This window comes from Streptomyces sp. NBC_00310 (assembly GCF_036208085.1).
Classification (GTDB): domain Bacteria; phylum Actinomycetota; class Actinomycetes; order Streptomycetales; family Streptomycetaceae; genus Streptomyces.
The window spans coordinates 6,324,741-6,346,242 of the sequence record NZ_CP130714.1; the positions used below are offsets into that span (position 1 = coordinate 6,324,741).

9 protein-coding genes and 1 pseudogene are annotated in these 21,502 nt (G+C 66.6%); 8 read left to right on the top strand and 2 right to left on the bottom strand.

Going from position 1 to position 21,502, the window contains the following annotated elements:
• Window positions 1-9: 9 nt before the first annotated feature.
• The 5 genes from OG202_RS27745 to OG202_RS27765 all read left to right on the top strand — a co-directional run bounded on the left by OG202_RS27745 (window position 10) and on the right by OG202_RS27765 (window position 12,249).
• Window positions 10-6,852: a polymorphic toxin-type HINT domain-containing protein gene (locus tag OG202_RS27745; protein WP_327728406.1), complete on the top strand. Its 6,843-nt coding sequence runs from the start codon at window positions 10-12 to the stop codon at window positions 6,850-6,852.
• Window positions 6,853-6,864: 12 nt separating this feature from the next.
• Entirely contained in the window at window positions 6,865-7,209 is a 345-nt protein-coding gene (locus OG202_RS27750; RefSeq protein WP_327728405.1) for a hypothetical protein, read from the top strand.
• 412 nt (window positions 7,210-7,621) lie between these two features.
• A complete protein-coding gene (locus OG202_RS27755; protein ID WP_327728404.1) occupies window positions 7,622-7,993 on the top strand; it encodes a helix-turn-helix domain-containing protein in 372 nt (123 codons plus the stop codon).
• 229 nt (window positions 7,994-8,222) lie between these two features.
• A complete protein-coding gene (locus tag OG202_RS27760) occupies window positions 8,223-11,633 on the top strand; it encodes an RHS repeat-associated core domain-containing protein (RefSeq protein ID WP_328223778.1) in 3,411 nt (1,136 codons plus the stop codon).
• 106 nt (window positions 11,634-11,739) lie between these two features.
• Window positions 11,740-12,249 carry an SUKH-3 domain-containing protein gene (locus tag OG202_RS27765; RefSeq protein WP_328223779.1) on the top strand — a complete coding sequence of 170 codons (510 nt, stop codon included), beginning with the start codon at window positions 11,740-11,742 and terminating at the stop codon, window positions 12,247-12,249.
• A gap of 113 nt (window positions 12,250-12,362) precedes the next feature.
• Here OG202_RS27765 and OG202_RS27770 read toward each other — a convergent pair.
• Window positions 12,363-12,665, bottom strand: a pseudogene (locus OG202_RS27770) (tyrosine-type recombinase/integrase); the annotation flags it as partial.
• Between the two features lie 16 nt (window positions 12,666-12,681).
• Here OG202_RS27770 and OG202_RS27775 point away from each other — a divergent pair.
• Window positions 12,682-13,089 carry a hypothetical protein gene (locus OG202_RS27775; RefSeq protein ID WP_328224802.1) on the top strand — a complete coding sequence of 136 codons (408 nt, stop codon included), beginning with the start codon at window positions 12,682-12,684 and terminating at the stop codon, window positions 13,087-13,089.
• 1,020 nt (window positions 13,090-14,109) lie between these two features.
• On the opposite strand, the gene OG202_RS27780 is transcribed toward OG202_RS27775, so the two are convergent.
• Entirely contained in the window at window positions 14,110-15,525 is a 1,416-nt protein-coding gene (locus OG202_RS27780; protein ID WP_327731830.1) for an IS4 family transposase, read from the bottom strand.
• Window positions 15,526-16,189: 664 nt separating this feature from the next.
• Here OG202_RS27780 and OG202_RS27785 point away from each other — a divergent pair.
• Both OG202_RS27785 and OG202_RS27790 read left to right on the top strand, forming a co-directional pair.
• Entirely contained in the window at window positions 16,190-17,710 is a 1,521-nt protein-coding gene (locus OG202_RS27785) for an integrin alpha (RefSeq protein ID WP_328224730.1), read from the top strand.
• Window positions 17,707-21,444 (top strand): LamG domain-containing protein, encoded by a 3,738-nt coding sequence (locus OG202_RS27790; RefSeq protein ID WP_328223780.1) that lies wholly within the window; start codon window positions 17,707-17,709, stop codon window positions 21,442-21,444. The genes OG202_RS27785 and OG202_RS27790 overlap by 4 nt, the downstream gene beginning before the upstream one ends.
• Window positions 21,445-21,502 lie beyond the last annotated feature (58 nt).

Here is a 21,502-nt window from a genome sequence, read left to right on the forward strand (position 1 = left end):
GTCCTGCCTTTGTCATCAGCGGTCGTCGCTGGTCTGCTGAGTGCCGCACCGGCGCAGGCAGCCGCGGCGGACCGCGATCACACAGCCCTGCAGAAGGCCAAGTACGGCAAGGCCGAGCCCTTCGACCCGAAGGTCACCAAGGTCAAGGACCCGACGGAGGCCGCCACCCGCAGAACGCTTGCCAAGGCTCGCGCGAAGGTGACGTGGCCGGGGGCATCGGCGGTGACGGTCGACCTGCCGCCGGAGAACAGCAAGAAGTCGGTCAAGGCCGCCGGGCTGCCCATCACGCTCGCCCAGCCCAACGACAAGACCGCTGGGGTCACAAAGACCGCCGAGGCCCCCGATGAGGCCAAGGTCCGCGTTCTCGACCGGAAGACCACCGACCGGCTCGGCATCGACGGCGTGGTCTTCACGGTCGCCCGCGCTGACGGAGACACCGGCGCCGCAAGTCTCGGCGCCACGATCGACTACAGCTCCTTCGCCGACGCCTACAGCGGCAACTGGTCCTCACGCCTGCGTCTCGTGCAGCTCCCCGCGTGCGCCCTGACCACGCCGGAGAAGGCGGAGTGCCGTAAAACCATCCCGGTGGCGTCGGAGAACGACGGCGAGGCCGAGACGGTCACCGCGCAGATCACCACTCCGAAGGCGACCACGGCCGGTACGAAGACCCGGACCGCGATGGCCGCCAAGCCCGCCGCCATGGTCATGGCCCTGTCCGCCGCGGCCGGCTCCGACCAGGGCACCTACGAGGCCACCCCGCTGGCGGCCTCCTCCACCTGGTCCGCCGGCGGTTCCAACGGCGACTTCACCTGGAACTACCCGCTGGAGACGCCGCCGGCCCCGGCGGGCCCGGCGCCGAACCTGTCCATCGGCTACTCCGCGCAGAGCGTGGACGGCCGCACCTCCTCCACCAGCGCGCAGCCGTCCTGGGTCGGCGAGGGCTTCGACCTGTCGACCTCGTACGTCGAGCGGGCGTACGGCAGTTGTGAGGACGACGGCCAGGACAAGAAGTACGACCAGTGCTGGAAGGAGGACAACGCCTCCCTCGTCCTCAACGGCAAGTCGACGCCCCTGGTGAAGGAGGGCGGCAAGTGGCGGCCCAAGAGCGACGACGGCGAGCGGGTCGTCCACGACACCGGCGCCGTCAACGGCGACGACGGTGACACCGGGGAGAACGGCGACAAGGGCGAGTTCTGGACGGTCACCTCGACCGACGGAACCCAGTACGTCTTCGGCAAGAACCGGCTGCCCGGCTGGAGTTCGGGCAAGGCCGAGACCAACTCCGTATGGACGCTCCCCGTCTTCGGCGACGACTCCGGCGAGCCCGGATACTCCTCCGGCGACTCCTTCTCCGGCCGCGCCAAGACACAGGCCTGGCGGTGGAACCTCGACTACGTCGTGGACCCCCACGGCAACGTCATGACGTACTGGTACGACAAGGAACTCAACCACTACGCCAAGAACGGCACCACCGGCAACGGCACCGAATACGTCCGCAACGGCTGGCTCAAGCGCATCGACTACGGCCAGCGCACCGACACGATCTTCTCCACCACCCAGCCCGCCGCAGCCCGTGTCAAGTTCACGGTCGCCGAGCGCTGTCTGCCGGTCTCCGGCGGCGAGACGTGCGGCTCGCTCACCTCGTCCAACCGCAACGCCTGGCCGGACGTCCCGTTCGACCAGATCTGCGCGGCCGACAAGCCCTGCACCGACCAGCCCAGCCCGTCGTTCTTCACCCGCAAGCGCCTCACCGACGTCACCACCCAGGTGCACGACGGCTCCGGCAGCGCCGACACCGACTACCGCGCCGTCAACGCCTGGCACCTGGGGCAGACCTTCCCCGACCCGGGCGACGGCTCGGACGCCGGTCTGTGGCTGGACTCGATCAAGCGCACCGGTAAGGCGGGCACCGACGCCTCCCTGCCCGCCGTGACCTTCAGCGGCATCCAGCTGCACAACCGCGTCGACCGCACCGGCGACGACGTCGCCCCCTTCATCAAGTGGCGAGTCCGTACGGTCACTTCGGAGACCGGCTCCAAGCTGACGGTGAATTACTCCAAAGAGGACTGCGTCGCCGGCAGCGACGTCCCCCCCAAGCTGGACGCGAACACCCGGCGCTGCTACCCGGTCAAGTGGATCCCACCGTCCAACCCGACCCCGGGCACCGACCCCAAGCCGCGCACCGACTTCTTCCACAAGTACGTCGTCACCCAGGTCACCGAGTCCGACCCGACCGGCGATGCCCCGCTGAAGCAGACGGACTACACCTACAGCGGCGGCGGTGCTTGGGCGTACGACGACGAGTCGCCCATCACCCAGGCCAAATACCGGACCTGGGGCATCTGGCGCGGCTACCAGAAGGTGACCACGACCACCGGTGAACCTTCCGGCACCCAGTCGAAGTCCATATCCCTCTACTACCGGGGCATGGACGGCGACAAGCAGTCCGACGACACCACCCGCAAGGAGACGGTCACCGACTCCAAGGGTGTGGTGAAGACGGACGCGGAACAGTTCGCGGGCCAGCTGCGCGAGCAGATCACCTACAACGGCGTGAACGGTCCCGAGGTCTCCGCGACCGTCAATACCCCCTGGTCCCGCACGACGGCCACGGACAAGCACTCCTACGGCACGGTCAACGCGTACATGGTCCGCACCGAGACCTCGGTCTCCCGTACCGCGCTGTCGGGCGGCGGAGAGGTGACGACGGCCAAGACGACGACGTACGACCCGACCAGCGGCCTGCCGCTGAAGGTGGAGACGGACGCGGCAGGGGAAAAGGACTGCACCGTCACGGAGTACGCCACCAACACCTCGGCGTGGATTCTCGCCCTGCCCAAGCGGGTGGAGAAGGTGTCCACCGGATGTGCCGCGACCCCGAAGCGGACCGCAGATCCGAAGACAACCGACGTGATCTCGGATGTGCGGACGTCGTACGACGACCAGGACTGGGGGAAGTCGCCCACGAAGGGTGATGTGACCCGGGTCGAGAGGGTGACTGGCTACGACGGTTCCACGGCCAAACTCCAGACCGTCAACACCACCAAGTACGACGCGCTCGGCCGTGTGACGGACTCGTACGACACCAGAGGCACCCGGGTCTCGCACATCGAGTACACCCCGGCCGCGGGAGGGCCGCTCACCGAGACCGTCGAGACCAACGCGCTCGACCACGCCACTACCACCGAGATCGCCCCTGACTGGGGAGTGCGTACCTCGACCACCGACCCCAACGGCAACCGCACAGAGTTGGCGTACGACAGCTTTGGTCAGCTCACCGATGTGTGGCTCGCCAACCGGGACCGCGCCGCCGGTCAGACGGCCAGCTACCAGTTCGAGTACAAGTTGCAGAACACGGCCGCGTCGTGGGTGGCGACCAAGTCCCTGAACAACGACGGCGCCACATACCAGACCACCTACGAGATCTACGACGCTCTGCTCAGGCTGCGGCAGACACAAGCACCCGCCGCGTCCGGTGCCGGACGGATGATCACGGAGGCCAAGTACGACACCCGTGGTCTGACTGTCGAGACCTCGACCGACTACGTCGACACCACCGCGCCCTCCGGCAAGCTCGCCACGCTGCTCACCGCGGCGCCAGCGGGTACGGAGACGGTGATCGACGGCGCCGGGAGGGTGACGATCGAAAAGGTCCTCGCCAACGGCAAGGAGTTCTCACGGACCAAGCACACCCATGACGGCGATTCCACGATTGTGGAGCCCCCGGCGGGTGCCTCGGCCATTCGGGAGAAGGTCGATGCCCGGGGTCGTACGGTCGAGAAGCTGGAGTACGACGGCAACGCGGTGAGCACGAAGTTTGCCCGGTTCACCTATGGATACGACCACGCCGACCGGTTGACCAGTGTCAGGGACGACGACGGCAATACCTGGGCGTACGGATACGACTTCCTGGGCCGCAAGGACAGCACCACGGACCCCGACGCTGGTGGAAGCTCGTCCGAGTTCAACGATCTCGACCAGGTCGTCTCCACGACCGACGCACGGGGCAAGTCGATCGGGCTCACGTATGACGTGCTCGGCCGCCCGACCGGCAGACTCGACGGCAAGATTCCCGTGGTCAACGGCCAGCCGGCGCCCGAGGACTCCAAGTACCTGGCGCGCTGGACCTACGACTCCATCGCCAAGGGCGAGTTGACGTCAGCGATCAGGTACGTCGGGGGCAAGGGCGGCAGCGTCTACGCCCAGACCAACGCCAAGTACAGCAAGATCTATCAGGTCCTCAGCGAGCAGTACACGATCAGCAAGACCGAGGGGGCTCTGGCCGGTTCCAACGGAACGTGGACCATCGCCAACGCCTACAACCTCGACGGCACGCTGCAGAAGCGGACCATCCCCGCGATGGGCGGCCTCGCGCAGGAGGTGCTGACGTACGGCTACACCGAGCAGCGCATGCCGGACACCCTCCAGGGCCTGACGGGCATCGTCCAGAACACGGACTACCTGCCTGCCGGTGAGCAGATCCGCACCACCCTCGGTGTCTCGCCCCTCGCGGACTGGACGGAGATCAACCGTAGCTACGAGACCGGCACCAAGCGCCTCGCGCGTCAGAGCGTGGTCTCCGAGACGCACACCGGCACGGATTCCGACGTCCACTACCGCTACGACACGGCCGGCAACCCGGTCGAGGTCGAGGACAAGGCCACCAGCCCCAGTGACCGGCAGTGCTTCACCTTTGACGGCCACCGTCGTCTGAAGACGGCCTGGACGACGACGGCCGACTGCGCCACCGCACCCGCCAAGACGAACGTCGGCGGCCCGGGACCGTACTGGCAGTCGTTCACCTACGACAGCGCGGGCAACCGCAAGACGGCCACCGACCACCTGGCTGACGCCACCACCTCGTACACCTACAAGACGGCCGACCAGCCCCGCCCGCACGCCCTGGCCTCCACCGAGACCAAGAAGACGGACGGCACGGTCACCGGTACGACGAGCTACACCTACGACTTGGCCGGAAACACCGACATACGGACGCTGGGCGGCAAGCCGCAGGACCTCGACTTCAACGCCGAGGGCAGCCTCGAAAAGGTCACCGAGGCGGACAAGACGGCGACGGAGTACCTGAACGACGCCGACGGTAATCGGCTGATCCGCCGGGACACCACCGGCACCACGCTCTACCTGGGCGAAACTGAACTGAGGCTGGACAAGGCGAGTGGCAAAGTCGAGGCCACCCGCTACTACAGCCACAGCGGGCAGACCGTCGCGGTGCGCACGACGGCGGGTCTGACCTGGACCGCCGCCGACCACAACGGCACGGCGAGCGTGCAGGTGGATGCCGCCACCCAGACCGTGACCCGGCGCCAGATGAAGCCGTTCGGCGAGGACCGGGGCGAGGCCGCCAAGGCGTGGGTGGGCGAGCGGGGATTCGTCGGTGGCACCAAGGAGCCGACCGGCCTCACCCACCTCGGAGCACGCGAGTACGACCCCTCCACCGGGCGCTTCGTCAGCGTGGACCCGGTCATCGACCTCACCGACCCCCAACAGGTCAACGGCTACTCCTACAGCAGCAACAATCCGGTCACCTTCGCCGACCCCGATGGTAAATTCCGCGCCTCCGCCATCCTGCTTTTCTTGGCCCGCCAGGTCGGGAGGGCCATCGTTGCAGCCCAAGCCGTCAGCATGAGGCAGTCGGGTTCATCCAGCTCGGGTGGTATGTCCACCGGAGGAAGCGCCAACTACGCCTCATCAGGCAGCAGCTCGTGCATGCCGCCCAGAATCTGCGGCAACGTCGAACCGGCGGATCCCAGATCTGTGGGTAGCTGGAAAGACCTTGCGGGGGGCATCGGAGACTTCTTCGCCGAAAGCGCGGATGTATACGAAATGGTTGAGCCCTGGTGCTGGAGCGGCACGAACCCGGACTGCGGCGGTACCCAGGACAAGTACCAGGAGCTGGTTGAGGGGTTTGGCGCCGATCCCGACTCTGACGTGTATCAGGGGACGAAGACCGTCATGGATGTCGGGTCGGTGTTCGCCGGTGGTTTCGGGATCGGAAAGTTCGCCCTGAAGCAGCTCTTCAAGAAGCAGCTGCGGAAGCAATCCAAGGACAGAGAAAGGAGAAGAGAGAAGGAGGCCAGCGGCTGCACCAAGTGCTTCCTCGCCGGTACAGGCGTCCAGATGGCCGACGGTTCGACCAAGGACATCGAGGACATCGAGGTCGGCGACGAGGTCCTCGCTACTGACCCTGAGACCGGTGAGACCGGCTCCCGGAAGGTCACGCACCTCATCATCACCGAGGATGACAAGCACTTCAACGAGCTGTCCATTGCGACTGAGGACGGCATCGAGAAGCTGACCGCGACGTACGAGCACCCGTTCTGGTCTCCGTCGGAGCAGGGCTGGATCGAGGCAGGCGGCCTTACGCCGGGCATGAGCCTGCTCACGGACGAGGGCGACACCGTCGTCGTCACGGCGAACCGTACGTACGAGGACAACGTCCGCACGTACAACCTCACCGTCGATGACCTGCACACGTACTATGTGCTCGCCGGTACAGTGCCCGTACTGGTGCACAATTCGGGATTGTGCCCCGAGAAGATCGACGACGTCTTCCATAACCCCAGCGGCAGATCTTCGCAGGATCAGTTTGAATACCACTGGGACAAGCATGCAAAGGGGCGCGGTGTCACGCGTGAGCAGTACCTCCAGGATGCGCAAGACTGGGCGACTGGAATTGCCCAGCCAGGAGGGAAGAAGGGGCTCAACGCCAGCTTGGAGACGCTGGCGGACGGTGCGCGCGGGATAAAATACGTGGATCCCCAGACGGGTAAGGGCGGGATCACCGGCCCCGGCGGCAAGGCCGTAACCTTCTGGTATGGTGCCGACCAATGAGAGGACGAGTCGTTGTCGGATTTCATGGAGAGCTACGCCCTCTGGCGATCCTTGCCATTTCCCAGTCTACGCCGCGGTGAGAATCTGTTGCGCGCAGGAGAGAACCTTGCACTCATTCATGGCGACCTAGCTCTCGCCGACGAACATGTGACCCAGGTGATCCTTTTTGTTGACGAGGGGATATTCAGCCCGAGCAGGGCGGACGTCATGGGGTTGCTTGAAGGGGTTATCTCTCGCCTGGAACGATTCGGCGAAAGCATGGCCGTCGAAGAGCGAGAAGTTGTCGACGCCCATTATCGATATGCAGTTCTGCTGCATCAAATCTATGCCGAATTTCTACGCATAGGGGCTCCGTAGCTCGTCACCTGACCTGGCAGGGAATAACGATGAGCTGCCCACACGTGTGGGCAGCTCATCGTTTCTGTTGGAGCCTTTGTGTGCGTGACGCGGTTGCAGGTCGTGTCGGCGAACTTCCCGTCTCTCCAAGTCGAAAACTGATCTCTGGCGCGAAGCTTGGTCGCCCGGCGAGGGGGATTCCCTGTCGATACTCAGGTTGAATCGGCGATGTCCGGGCGGTCGTGACGAGTGGTGATCCCTGCGGTACGACGTCCTTATGCGGTATGCGCAAGGGGCGGGCTGACGCCCGCGGAGCAGGAGAAGCGGGAGGCCGTGCGGGTGGAGGAGGCCGAGGGGCTCGAGGCCGGGGCGGGCACGGCGCGGATCGCGGCGGAGCTGCGGGTGACGGAACGGTCGGTGCGCAGGTGGCGGGGTGGAGCAGCAGCGCTGGCGTCGGCGGGGCCGATGGCGGTCGAAACGGTTGTCGCCGACGCAGTGGCAGAGGCTGGAGGGGGAGTTGAAGCGGGGCCCGCTGGCTCACGGCTTCGATGACGAGGACCAGGGCTGGACGCTCAAGCGCGTGAAGTGGTTGATCGGGCGGCTGTTCCACGTCGGCTACACGGTCCAGGGGGTGTGGCGGCTGCGGCGGCATGGCTGGAGCTGCCAGGCGCCGGTCCGTCGGGCGCTGGAACGGGACGAGGCGGCGATCGAGGTGTGGAAGGCCGAGGTGTGGCCGCGGGTAAAAGTACCGCGCACGACCTGGGCGCCCATATCTGCTTCGCGGACGAGAGCAGGCAGTCGCTGATCCCGCCGAAGGGCGCACGTGGGCGCTGCGCGGGGCCCGGCCGGTGGTGCGGGTGGCCGGTCGCCGCGGTGGGCAGGTGAACATCGCCGGCGCGGTGTGCTTCAAGCCCAGGCACCGCCTGCGGATGTTCTACAAGCTGCAGGTCTGCCACGGCCGCTGGGGCGAGCCGAAGTCGTTCGCCTAGACCCGGACTTCGCGGGTCGCCACCGAGGGGCCCACCGGCGGCCGGATGGTGGCCGATTCGTTCTACGGTTCCACCGGCGCGGTGAAGCGGGCCAACGAGACGTACTACGCGGCCGGTGCCGCCTCCGACGAGCTGCTCACCGTGACCAACGGAGACGTCGCCAACCAGACGCGCTACGAGTACGACGGCCTGGGACGCACCACCGCCGAGATCTTCACCATCGCCGGATACGAACAGTGGCGAAACACCACCTCGTACGACGGCAACATGACGCACAGCGACCCGCCTCCCGGCGGTGTGGCGACCACGACGGTCACCGACGCCGAGGGCAAGGTCAAGGAGCTGTGGCACTACAAGGGCCACACACCCGTCCCGACCGGCCCGGGCTCCGAGCGCACGGTCACCAAGTACACCCACACGGCGGCCGGTGAACTGGCCACCGTCACCGACTCCAAGGGCAACACCTGGCGCCACGACTACGACCAGCGCGGCCGCCTGGTCCGCAAGGTCGACCCGGACGCCGGCGAGACCATCCTCAACTACGACGAGTCCGACCGCCTGACGTCCACCAAGGACGCCCAGCAACGGATCCTGTCCACCGAGTACGACAGCCTGGGCCGGCCCAAGTCGACCTGGGAAGGGGCGGTGTCCGAAGGCACCAAGCTGACGGAGACCAGGTACGACCGCTCCGGTTCGCTCGGCTACTCCCACGCCAGCTACCGCTTCCTGCCGAACGGCGAGGCGTACTCCACAGTCGTCGCCACCTTCGACACCTTCTACCGGCCGCTGACGACCAACTACACGGTCCCGGCCTCGGAGGGGAAGCTCGCGGGCACCTACCCCTTCACCACCGCCTACAACCGGGACGGCACGGTCGCCTCCACCGGCGTGCCGGCGGCCGGCGGACTGCCCACCGAGAGCCTGAAGTACACATACGACGAACTCCAGCGCCCGCTCACCATGGCCAGCGCCACCTCGACCTACGTCACCGGCACGGTCTGGTCCAACACCAGCCAGCTGCTCCAGCTCTCCCTGAGCACCGGCGGCCCTCGCACGGAGAAGAACTTCTACTACGAGAAGGGCACCGACCGCCTCACCCGGGCCACGGTGAAGGTCGGCTCCACCGCCACGGTCGCCAAGGACCAGCACTACTCCTACGACCAGTCCGGCAACGTCCTGTCCATCACCGACACCGCAGCCCCGGCGAGCAGTTCGACACTCGACGTGCAGTGCTTCGCCTACGACGGCCAGGCCCGACTCGTCGACGCCTGGACACCGGCGGCCACCGCCACCACGGCCGAGGGCGAGGGCACGATCGGCGGGACCGCCGACTACGCCGGCAAGAAGCCCACCGCCTGCGACGCCGCCCCGAGCACCAACCCGCTCGGCGGGCCGTCCCCTTACTGGACGAGCTGGTCGGTCGACGACATAGGCAACCGCACTCAGGAGATCCGCCACGACCCGTCCCTGAACGCCGCCAAGAACACCACACGGACCTTCACCTACCAGGACGGTGACCAGGACGGCACCCCGGGCGAGACTGGCGACGGCGGCCCGCACCAGGTGACCAAGGTCGCCGAGACGACTCCGACCGGGGACCGGCAGCAGACGTACCAGTACGACGTCTCCGGCAACACCCTCAAGCGCACCATCGGGGGCGACACCCAGAGCCTCGACTGGGACGCGACCGGCAAGCTGACCAAGGCCACTGAGGCCGACGGCGCCGAGACCTCGTTCCTGTACGACGCGGGCGGCGCGCGGATCAAGCGCACCACGGCGGATGCGACCACGCTCTACCTGCCGGGTATGGAACTGGAGCTGAAGACGGGCTCCACCGCCGTCACAGCGACGCGCCACTACTCGTACGCCGGTCAGACGATCGCGATCCGCACCTCGGACAACAAGGTCTCGTTCCTCTCCTCCGACCACCACGGCACCGGCGACCTCGCCGTCGACGCGGTGAGCGGTGCCGTCACCCAACGGCGTACCGACCCCTACGGCGCGGCCCGAGGCAAGCTGTCACCGGAGACGGGCACCTGGCCGGGCGAGAAGGGCTTCGTCGGCGGCACGATCGACGCCTCGACCGGCCTGGTCCACGTCGGAGCCCGCGAATACGATCCGGACCTCGGCAAGTTCATCTCGGCGGACCCGGTCATCGACTACACGCGGCCGCAGCAGATGAACGGGTACGCCTACGCGAGCAACACCCCCGTGACGCTGTCCGACCCGACAGGCCTGTTCGAATGCCGAAACGGCCGGTCCATGAGCTGCGACATCCACGGCAACTACCGTAGTCAGGGGGCTTGGTGCCCGAACCCCGTCGACCCGGCCTGCTCTGGTGGCAGTGCCGAGGTCGGCCGGGCGACGCAGGACGTCGCTGCCGCGGAGCAGCAGCATTCCTCCGCCCAGCAGCGGTTTAGGTCGGCGGGCAAGGAGCTCGTCAAAATCGTCATGGACATCCTCGGCGTCAGCGCCGCGTTGGACTGTTTTTCCAGCGGTGATCTGGCCGCCTGTGGCGAGACGATGTTGACCATCGCGGGCAGTTTCGCGGGTGGTATCGCCGGCAAACTCCTGGCGAAATACGGCATGCCCTGGAACATGCGCAAGGGCATCCAGTTGGCCAAACGCGTCACCGGCCTGCTGGGGGACCTCTTCGGCGGCCTGAGGGACATGTCGAAGGCGTCCGAGCGGCTCAACAAGGCACGGGCCAACCTGGCCAAGGCGCGGGAGAAGGCCCTTGTCGCCGTCGACAGGATCAAGAGTGCAGTTGGTGGTGGGAAGCCCAAGTGCCACAGCTTCCTGCCCGACACCGACGTCCTTCTGGCCGACGGAAAACGCAAGAAGATCAAGGACATCAGACCGGGCGACAAGGTCACGGTCACGGACCCGAAGACCGGCCGCACGGTCGTCCGCGAGGTCGCGGGCACGATCGTCACGGAGGACGACAAGCACTTCGTCGACCTGACGATCAACTCGAAGTCACTGACGGCGACGATCACACACCCCTTCTGGGTGGTCTCGGAGAACCGCTGGCTACAGGCCGGCGAACTCACCCCGGGCATGACCCTGCGCACGGCCTCCGGCACCACAGCGACGGTTGAGGACGTCCGCTACTTCGAACGCCGACAGCGCACACACGACCTCACCGTCACCGCGATCCATACGTACTATGTGCTGGCGGGGGCTACACCGGTACTCGTTCACAACTGCAACCTAGGTGACTATGCCGACAGCGTTCGCAACGAACCTGGTGTGAAATTTGCCTCTGAGTACACATCTCCTTCAGGGGCGAAGTACTACGGCCGCAATAAGCATGGCCAGCAGGCAGAAGGGCCGTTGGCGGATGCACTCGATCGGGCAGGTCACCATGGAGGGTGCGCGGAGGTGCACTGTCTAATTCAGGCGCAGGCGGCGGAGGGGCCCGAGGCCATCAGGGGGGGACCATGCGAACGGTAAGGACGCGGAATAACTCCATGCCGACATCGAATACGGATGGGCATGGTGAACCGGCTCACCCCTGCGGCCGTTGTGGCCGACTGCTGGAAGACCTGGAGATCGACTGATGTCCCTGATTCGCTTCGACTTGCTCAGCGAGGATCTGCTTGGGGCGCTTATTGCGTCCGGATGGAGCGCTGGCAGGAAGGTTGAAGCTGGCCAATGGGTGAATCCGTTGGAGGGCGAAGGGTACCGATCCCACCCATTGGCAGAGGAAATCCTCGCGGCGGTGGGAGGACTCTCAATCGAGCCGGTCAATCGAGTTGGCCCGAACTTCAACAATGACGAGCCCTACAATTTCGATCCCTTCGCCGCTGGATCAGGGCAGCGTGATCTAGCAACAGAAGTGGAGGGTGTTCTCGGTGGGGAGTATTTCCCTATCGGTGAATGGCTTAGTTATTCAAGCGTATTCGTCGAAGCTGGAGGGAGGGTGGTTGCTGCTGGTATGGGTTGGATTTGGGAGCTTGGTTCCACCTTCGAAGACTCCCTGGAATTGGCAGTCTGCGCGAATCGTCCACTGATCTGTCTGCACTCCGATCCGGGACTCGATCCTTGGCCGAGATCTGATTCTTGTTAGCGAATCTCGGCCATGTGGGGCATCGTCCAACGGGACTTCTATTCGGGTTGACGGCAGTAGTTGACGGCAACGGCGGCGGACACCAGGTGTCCGCCGCCGTTGCCGTACGTATGTCAGGGGTGGTCGAGGGCGCGCTGGAGGCGGAGTCGGACGTGGGCGTAGACGGTGGCGGTGACGCCGATGTGAGCGTGGCCGAGGAGCTCCTTGATCACAACCAGCTCAACCCCCTGCTCTAGGAGCAAGGCGGCGGTCGAGTGCCGGAGGTCGTGGAAATGGATGCGGCGGAGGCCGGCCTTGCGGAGGAGAATGGTGAAGGTACGCGTGAGGTTGGTCGGGTCGATCGCACGGCCCGGCGGCGTGGTGAACAGGTACCCGTTGTGACGCCGCGCGGTGCCTGCTGCTGGAAACGATCTTTGAACGAAGGAGGTTGTGATGCCGGGAGACTGGGAGTGGCTGAGAGGCCCGCAGCCGTCCAGCGAGGTGCCTGAGCAGTTGTGCACCCCGACGGCATCGCCCGCACTCAACCTCGGTGTGCAGGTGATCGGCAGCAACATCGTCGGTAACGACGTGGTCGAACTGGCCGCGCACTACATGGCCGAACATGCCCGGCTCGAACTGTGGATGGGGAGTCATGAGCCGCCCCTGGGATTTCGGGAACAGTTTGAGCGAGGACGGGCCTCTTCTGAGGCGCTACTTGGGGCTATCGAGGCGTGGGGCGCGTTCGAAACGGCCTACCAGGCGTCCGGCAAGAAAGTTGACCAGGTGCGCGACGAGCGAGAGAGGCTGAAGACAGCCTTACGGAGGGCCGCCGACGCTCTCATGCGGGCCAGGACCGAATAGCTGAGAGGGGCTGGCGACATCTGCCGACAGTCCGCCCCTTGGCATCTCAGCGACTACAGAGGGCCTCACCAGAATGGATTCTGGTGAGGCTCCGGACATTTGATGCCAACGCCAGCGGACGACGGCTGCGGCGGGTGGGTCGTCGAATCCTCGTCAGTCTGCCGAGTACGACACAGGGTGTCCAGGGTTTGGCGTTGATGTGGAGTCGAACACCGTTCCGGCTCTCCACGCAAACCTGAGCGCCTTCGATGCCCAGTACGTCGCCCTGGCCCGAGGCTTTCGCCGCAACGCTGATCATCAGTAATGCGAGGATCGAATGGAGCGGTGCTGCGAAATGCGGCAGTGAGGTCTTCGGCTCGAACTGACGGCGGCGCGGCCGTGGGGCCGTTGACCCAGGACGGGGCGGGCGGGCTGGTGAAAGGTCGGCAGTGGCTTGTTGGAGGTCACCTACAACTCGACCCCGACACCTCGCTGCGCTGCTCAGCGACGCCCCCGGTGGCCAGCCGGTGGCCGGACGCCTTTGGACGGCGCGGCACGAGGCATCGCCGATCAGGACACCGCAACCGCTCTGATCAGGCAGGACAGCATCAGGTAGTACCAGCTGGTACGAGGCAGCATGATCCCCTACGGTCTCGTAATGCGTAGGTCTCGGGTTCGAATCCCGAAGGCGGCTCCATGGAGAACCCCAGGTCGTGCCTTTGACCTGGGGTTTCTTGGTTTTATTGACCTTGGAATTCGGATGGATCGGACACTCGAGGGCTATGCATCGTAATGCGTAGGTCCCAGGTTGGCGCTCGGTAGTGATTCTGCTTTGCAAGGCTGTGAACTGGCCTTTTGCCGCTTGCTATCGGTCCGCCTCGGCCTGTTCGGAATGACGTGGTGGCCATTTGGTGGCCATGCGTGCAGGCATCGTGCAGATTGGCTCCTGTTTGGCCGCGCAACTGGAGGTTGGGAAGGGAACAGTTGTTGTGCCCATGCGACAATCACGGGTGGCGTCCCTTGTCGTGCAACACCGTTGCGTTAGCCGTCAGGCCCGGCGTCAATGTCTCCGTCCTTGACCATCTTGAAGTCCAGCGTGTACGCCTGCACGGTGCGCGGATGTTGGTCCCGCTGGAACTGGTACTTGCTGGACGTCTTGCGGTAGCGGGCTTTCAGGCGCTGGCGGCGCTGTTCGGGGAGGAGGTTGGCCAGCGCGGCCCGGCCGATGGCCCCGATCAACGATGCCGTACTGCCCCGGGCAGGCCCCGGGGCGGCGATGATCTGGTCCGCGGCGGCCTGGAAGAGAACGGTGAAGCTCACCCGCTGAACAGACAGTCCCGGCGTGGCCGTCGTGACATCGCCGGCCATGCGGACCAGCGCCTGGTAGACCGTCAGCAGTGCGAAGATCTCCTGCTCAAGACCGGGGACACTGCGGGAACGCAGCACTCGCCCGTCCAGGATCGTGGACTTCAGAGAGAAGTAGCAGGTCTCCGCCTGCCAGCGCCGGTGGTAGAGCCGCAGCAGGTCGTCTGCGGGGTGGCGTTCGGCATCCAGAAGATTGGTCAGCAGCCGCCACAGCTCCGTGCGCCGCGTGCCGTCGGCGAGGACGACGGTGAGCCACGCCTCGACCACCCGCACTTCCACCCGCTGCCCGCTTGCCCTGGCACGGTGGCGGCGCGGCAGGACCGCGGTGAGGTAGGAACCGTCGGGCAGGGGGCGGCGCACGGTCGGGCGCCGCTTGCGGGTCGAGCGGAGCACGAAACGGGCCCCGGTGTCCTGCACGGCTTCAAGGAAGTCGAACGCGTCGTAGTAGGCGTCGGCCAGCAGGAGCATCGATGGGTCCAGATGTCCCAGCAGGCGGCGCGCGTAGGCGAGTTCGCCGACGTCGTCGGGTCCGAAGACCGCGTCCACCAAAGCCCGTGTGCCGCACTCCACGAGGGCCACCAGGCGCACCAGCGGGTAGCCGAACGAGCGGACCCTGCCGATGTGTTTGCGAAAATGCCAGGTCACTGCTTCCTCGTCGGGGGCGGACAGGGTGGTGCCGTCCACGGCGACCAGGCGCAGGCCCTGGTAGAAGGCGCAGGACTGGCGGTGGTCGGCCACAGGTCCAGCCAGGATCGAGAACAGGTGGCGCAGCGGTCCGCTTCCCAGCCGGCGCCGGGCACGTGCCAGCGACGAGGGGCACGGGCGGGGCACGGGCACGCTGCCCAGTCCCGCCGTGAGTTTGGCCCATACCGCCTGATAGGAGGATCGCTCGAAGAAGGCGAGGGCCAGCACGAAGTACACCACGACGCGCGCCGGGAGCAGCCGCAGCCGCTGCGTGCGGACACCGGTGTCCTCCAGAACCGCGTCGACTAACTCGGGGTCGATGATCTCGGTCAACTCGCCCAGATGGCCGGGCGCGTACACGTCCAGGGCTGTCGCGCCGGAGCTGACGCTGACAGAATTCTGAGGCAACGGGACCTCCGGGACACTCGCAATGGCTTCGACACCATGCGAACTACCAGAGGTCCCGCCCTCTTGACAGAGCGCACACATCCTTAACGCACTGGCGTTGCCTTGTCGTGGTGTAGCCGATCAAGCTGCGGAATCTGCAGGTCGCGCCCTGAGTCGCCTCGCCGGAGGCCCTGTTGGGAACCGCAGAGCCGGGATGACCGGTGATCGCGCGATGGCCCGCAGTGGCAGGTATCGGACGACTCCGAAGCGGCGGCGACGGCACGTGATCGGCTACGCCACCACGGGGGACGCGACCCCGGGCAAGTCGATCGGGCGGTGCCCCGACCGGTCAGTGCTGATGTTGTTCGGGAGTGGGAAACGGCCAACTTTGCGCGCAGGTGAGGGCTTCCTTCCCGGGTGCAGGTTTGCGATGCCTGTGAGTCGCTGGCGTGGACATGCTCGCCGTGTGGCCGTGCAAGGAGATCGCTGCGCTGTAGGGCGACCGTCCTCTCGGACGGGCGTGATCACGCCAACCTGCCCCTGAGTGGACTTTATAAATTCTTGACGCTTCAAGTCCGCTCACCGTTAACTCAGGCCACTTTTGTGATCTCTGTGCGTTGTCGGGGTGGGGGCAGTGAAAGTGCGATGGGGGAAGGGTGCTGCCGTAAGGGCGGTGCTCGTGGGCATGGTGTCCCTGGGGCTCGCGGTGGTGGGGCCGGCTGGAGCGGGATCCGCCGGGGCGCCGACCGCGGTTGCGGCGGTGTGTACCGGCGGGGTCAACCCGGACTACAACGGTGACGGCATCCGTGACATCGCGATAGCCGATCCCGATGCCACGGTGGCGGGCAAGGCCCGCGCAGGCCGCATCGATGTCGTGTACGGCGGCGGCAAGGGCACCCATCGGCTGGATCAGGATCTTGCCGCAGTGCCTGGAGTGGCGGAGGCGGGTGACCAGTTCGGATTCAGCCTGGCGACGTTCGACGTGAACGAGGACGGCTGTGACGACTTGGCGGTCGGCATTCCGCACGAGGCGATCGGCACCGCAGCCGACTCCGGAGGCGTCGCCGTGCTCTACGGTTCGCCGGACGGTCTCGGCCAGGGCACGGCGTCCGTGGGCTACGACCAGGGTCTGGAAGCCGTTCCGGGCGTTGCCGAGACAGGCGACTGGTTCGGGTACTCCGTTGCTGCCGGCACCAGTGGCGGTACGCCCTTCCTGCTCATCGGCGTTCCGGGCGAGGACATCGGCTCGCCCTCCCTGGTGGACGCGGGCGTCGCGGTCCACGTGAAGGGCAGCGCGATCACCGACTTCAGCCAGGACTCGACCGGCGTCCCCGGCGTGGTCGAGAAGGACGACCGGTTCGGAGCCCAGGTCGCCGCCACCGCAACCCACTTCGCGGTCTCGGCGCCGGGCGAGGCCATCGGGACCGACACTTTCGCTGGCGGGGTCTCGCTGTTCAACCACACCTTCACCGAGGGTGTGCCCGCCGCAGTACTCGGCCTGGACCAGGACGCCGCACTCAGCGATGGCACCAACGTCTTCGGCGAGGCCGAGTCCAGCGACAGTTTCGGCAAGGCTATGGCGATGGTGCCCTTCCGGCCCTCGGGCACGGGCACGCCCACCGAGTCGCTGTTGGCCGTCGGGGTGCCCGGCGAGGACCACCCCGCCGATGCCGACGGCGGCATGGTGCACATCTTCAAAGTGACCGCGGCGGGCGCTGTCAGCGAGCGCCAGCGCATTCATCAGGACGTCGCCGACATCGAGGGCAGCACGGAACCGGGTGACCTGTTTGGTGAGCGACTCGTTGCCGTCAACACCGCTCCGACTGCTACCTCCACCGCCTCCACCGTGCTCCTCGCGGTCGGTGCCCCTGGAGAGGATCTCGGCGACGACCGTGACGCCGGCGGTGTGCAGACCTTCCCGTTGGTCGGCGCGCCGGGCGACGGTGACCTGTTCATCGAGCAGGGAACTGCCGGGACAGGCGGGGACGTTGGTCCGCAGGAGTACTTCGGCACCGCCCTTGGCGCGACGAGCGCTTCGCTGTATCTCGGTGTCCCCTATGGCCCTGCCGCAGAACGGGCCGTGTACGCGCTGCCTTGGGCCAATGTCGCCCCCGGCGGCGGCACGGGCACGGTGCAGAGCTGGCGGCCGGGCGAGGGCGGCATCCCCGCGGCCGATGTGACGGCCTTTGGAGCGGTGATCCGATGAACGCGGAGAAGAACCGCAAGAAGAAGATGTGGTGTCGTGCCGGGACGCCGACCGTTGTGGCGCTCGCGGCGGCCGGGCTCGTGGCGACCGGAGTGACGGGCCTTCCCACGGAATACGGGGACGTCGGGCCCCAGGCCGCGCCGGTGGCCGTAACCTCCGCCGCGCTGAAGGCGGCCGTCGATGAGGGTGTGTCCACCGAGGCGGAGGCGCGGGCAGCCGCCCAGAAGTCGGGTCAGAGTGTCGAGGTGACGGGTCTTCGGCAGGAGCGTCGCACCGTCGTGGCGAACAGCGACGGCACTTTCAGTGCCAAGGAGTTCGTCGAGCCGGTGCGCACCTGGCAGGGCGGGCAGTGGGCGGACATCGACGAGTCCCTCGTCCGGCGCGCCGACGGCACCTGGGCACCGAGGGCCACCACGGCCGATGTCACCTTCTCCGCCGGCGGCGAAGGGCCGTTCGCCCGGATACGTGTCGCCGGGCGCGAACTCGCCCTGTCCTGGCCGGGCGGAGACCTGCCGAAGCCGGTGATCGACGGCGACTCGGCGACGTACGAGAACGTGTTGCCCGATGTGGACCTGGTCGTGCAGGCCGAGCCGGACGGTTTCGGTCACCTCGTCGTGGTCAACACACCTGAGGCCGCGCAGAACCCGGATCTCGCCCGCTTCGAAATCGGCGTGGATACCAAGGCTCTGACCCTCCACGAGACGTCCTCCGGGGCGCTGCGTGCGCTGGACAGCAGTTCCCAGGGTGTGGTCCTGGAGGCTGGTTCCCCTGTCATGTGGGACGCGGGCGACGGGGGCGACACTTCCACGACGACCGCCCGGACCGCGGCTTTCGGTACCGCGTCCGTGAGCGCCGCCGGTGGCCTCGAACCGCCTCCGGACGCCGCGACCGCGCCGGTCGAGATGGAGGTCGGGCAGGACAAGTTGACGCTGATCCCGTCCCAGGACCTGCTGACCGACCCCGAGACCAGCTTTCCGGTGGTGATCGATCCGATCGAGAAGACCACCAGCCGTACGTCCTGGACGTCGGTGATGAAGGGCATGCCGAACGAGCAGGACTGGAAGTTCAGCGGTTCGGCGGGCATGGGCAAGTGCCCCATCGACTACCAGCCGATCGCCTGCAACGGCGTCGACGTGCGTCGGCTCATGTACACGATGCCCACCTCCTTCTACAAGGGGAAGGACATTCTGGAGGCCACCTTCGCGGTGCGCGTCGCCCACATCTACAACGCGACCCCGGAGGACGAGCCCGTACGCCTGTATCGCGTCGGCGGTAAGAACTTCGGTATCTCCTCGTCCACGGACTGGGGGAACACGGACACCCTGTGGGACAGCCACATCATGACGGTGGACAAGGCGGTCTCGCCGGTGTCCTGTTCGAGTGCTCCCAACCTGCGTTTCGAGTCCGGCAAGGGCGGCGCGCTCACACAGGAGCTGCAGACCGCGGCCACCGGATCCTGGACGCAGATGACGTTCGGCCTGCGGGCCGCGGACGAGGGCGATCTGCACGAGTGGAAGCGGATGTGTGGCAACGCCGTCCTGGAGGTCACCTACAACCGGCCTCCCGCGAAGGTCTCCATGAAGGAGATGTGGACCAGCCCCGGCGGTGTGTGTGCCACCTCCACCGGGGCGGTCCGCAGTCAGCACGTCGACGAACTGCCCAAGTTGCTGGTCATCCCGCACGACCCGGACCACTCCAAGGACGAGGCCGAACCCGTCAAGGTGCGCTTCCGGGTGGAGTGGACCGATAAGGACGGCAAGGAGCAGCAGTACGAGAAGGACACTCCCTACTCGTCTCCGACCGGTGCCAAGTTCGAGCACAAGATCAAGGTGCCGAAGGGCAAGCCCGCGATCCCGGAGAACGGCAAGGTCTACTGGTCGGCCGCGGTCTACGACAAGGCCACCTGGGGGCCGTGGAGCTGGGAGGGTGAATCCGCCGTGCGCTGCGAGTTCGTCATGGACCGCAATGTGCCGGGGAAGCCGGACGTCGATTCCAAGGAGTTCCCCGAGGACAAGTCCGGTGAACTCGGCGTCGGCGAGACGGGCACCTTCACCTTCTCGCCCAACCTCGGTGACAAGTTCGACAACGATGTGAGCCGCTACTCCTACGACTTCACCAAGGACACCGCCGCCCCCAAGAACATCACGCCGTCCTCCCCGACGGCCCCGGTCTCGGTGCAGTTCACACCGCCCGCGATCGGTACGGTGGTACTGGAGGTCACGTCGTACGACGCGGCCAACAACCCCAGTGCCCCGGCTGTCTACTCCTTCGTGGTCAAGGAGGGAAAGAGCGTCGCCGGCCAGTGGAACCTCGGCGACGACCCCGTGCCCTCCGCGGAGGGCCGGCACGTCAAGGACGAGAGTGACAACAGCCGTGCCGCGACCGTGGGTGCCGGTGTCAGCTTCACGACCAAGGACGGCCCTGGCGGTGCGGCGGACCGCGCGGCCCGCCTGGACGGCACAGCCGACGCCTACCTGAGTACGGACTCTTCCGTCGTGGACACCGCGAAGGGCTTCTCGGTCAGCGCCTGGGTGCGGCCCACCGCACTCGACAAGGACGGCGTGGTGGTCAGCCAGGACGGCGCCGGCGAACCCGGCTTCACCCTTGGCTACGACGCCGTGGCCAAGAACTGGTCGTTCGGCGTCCCGGCCAACGACGTCGAGTCCCTCGGCGAATGGCGGGCCACCGTGACGACCAGCGCCACCTGCAAGGACAGCACCACCAAGCCGGTCTGCCCGAACGAGTGGGTCCACCTGACCGGGACCTACGACCCGGCGAACGGGCAGCTCCAGCTGTACGTCAACGGCGAGCTGAAGAAGACGGTCGCGCGACAGTCCACCTGGTCGGCCCGCGGTGCCCTGCAGATCGGCCGGTCGGTGGCCAAGTACGGCTACAGCCGCAACTTCACTGGCGACATCGCAGAGGTCCGCGCCTACGACCGGCTCACCCCGGCCGCCGAGATCAAGTCGATGCTCACCGTGAAACCGGCCCGAAAGGGCTACTGGCCCCTCGACACGGTTGCCTCCGGCACAAGCCCGGACCTCGTGGGAGGCCGCGCCCTGACACTGGGCGGCGGCGCCACCCTCTTCCAGCAGAAGCCGGAAGAGGTGGTCGAGGGACCGTATCCGCTGGTCACCTCCATGGGGGAGCAGGGCGCGGTGCCGGGCGGCGATCTGGTGCTCGCTGACAATGGGTACGCGGCCACGTCATCGGCACCTGTCAGCGCGGACGGCAGCTTCACCGTCGCCGCCCGGGTCCGGGTGGCTGCCGAGTCGGACACCACCGACCAGACCCTGTTCGCGCTCACGGGAACCAAGACCAACCGTTTCCTGGTCCGCTACACGAAGTACACCGCGGACAACCCATACGGGCACTGGGAGTTGGTGGTCCCGGCCAGTGACGCCACGGCGGCCACGGCTCTGACCATCCCCGACGACCAGGCGGGAGACCCGACGCTCGACGGCGGCCAGCACATCGCCGTCGTCTACGACGGCCTCACCAAGCGACTGCGCCTCTACGTCGACGGACAACTCGCCGACGCCGACAACTCTTCCAAGCACAAGATCGGTTACTGGGCGGCCGGCGGCGGGCTGCAGATCGGCCGTGCCAAGTCCGGTACCGGTTGGGCCGATCACCTCAGCGGCGAGGTCGACGACATCCGGATCTACACAGGGGCCGCCGACGCGGTCGCGATCGGTTGGATGGCCGAAAGGCTGGCACAGCCGGACCTGTGACAGAAGCTTCCGGCCGGGCGCACGCGTCCGGCCGGAACCACGGCTGTCAGTTCCGAAG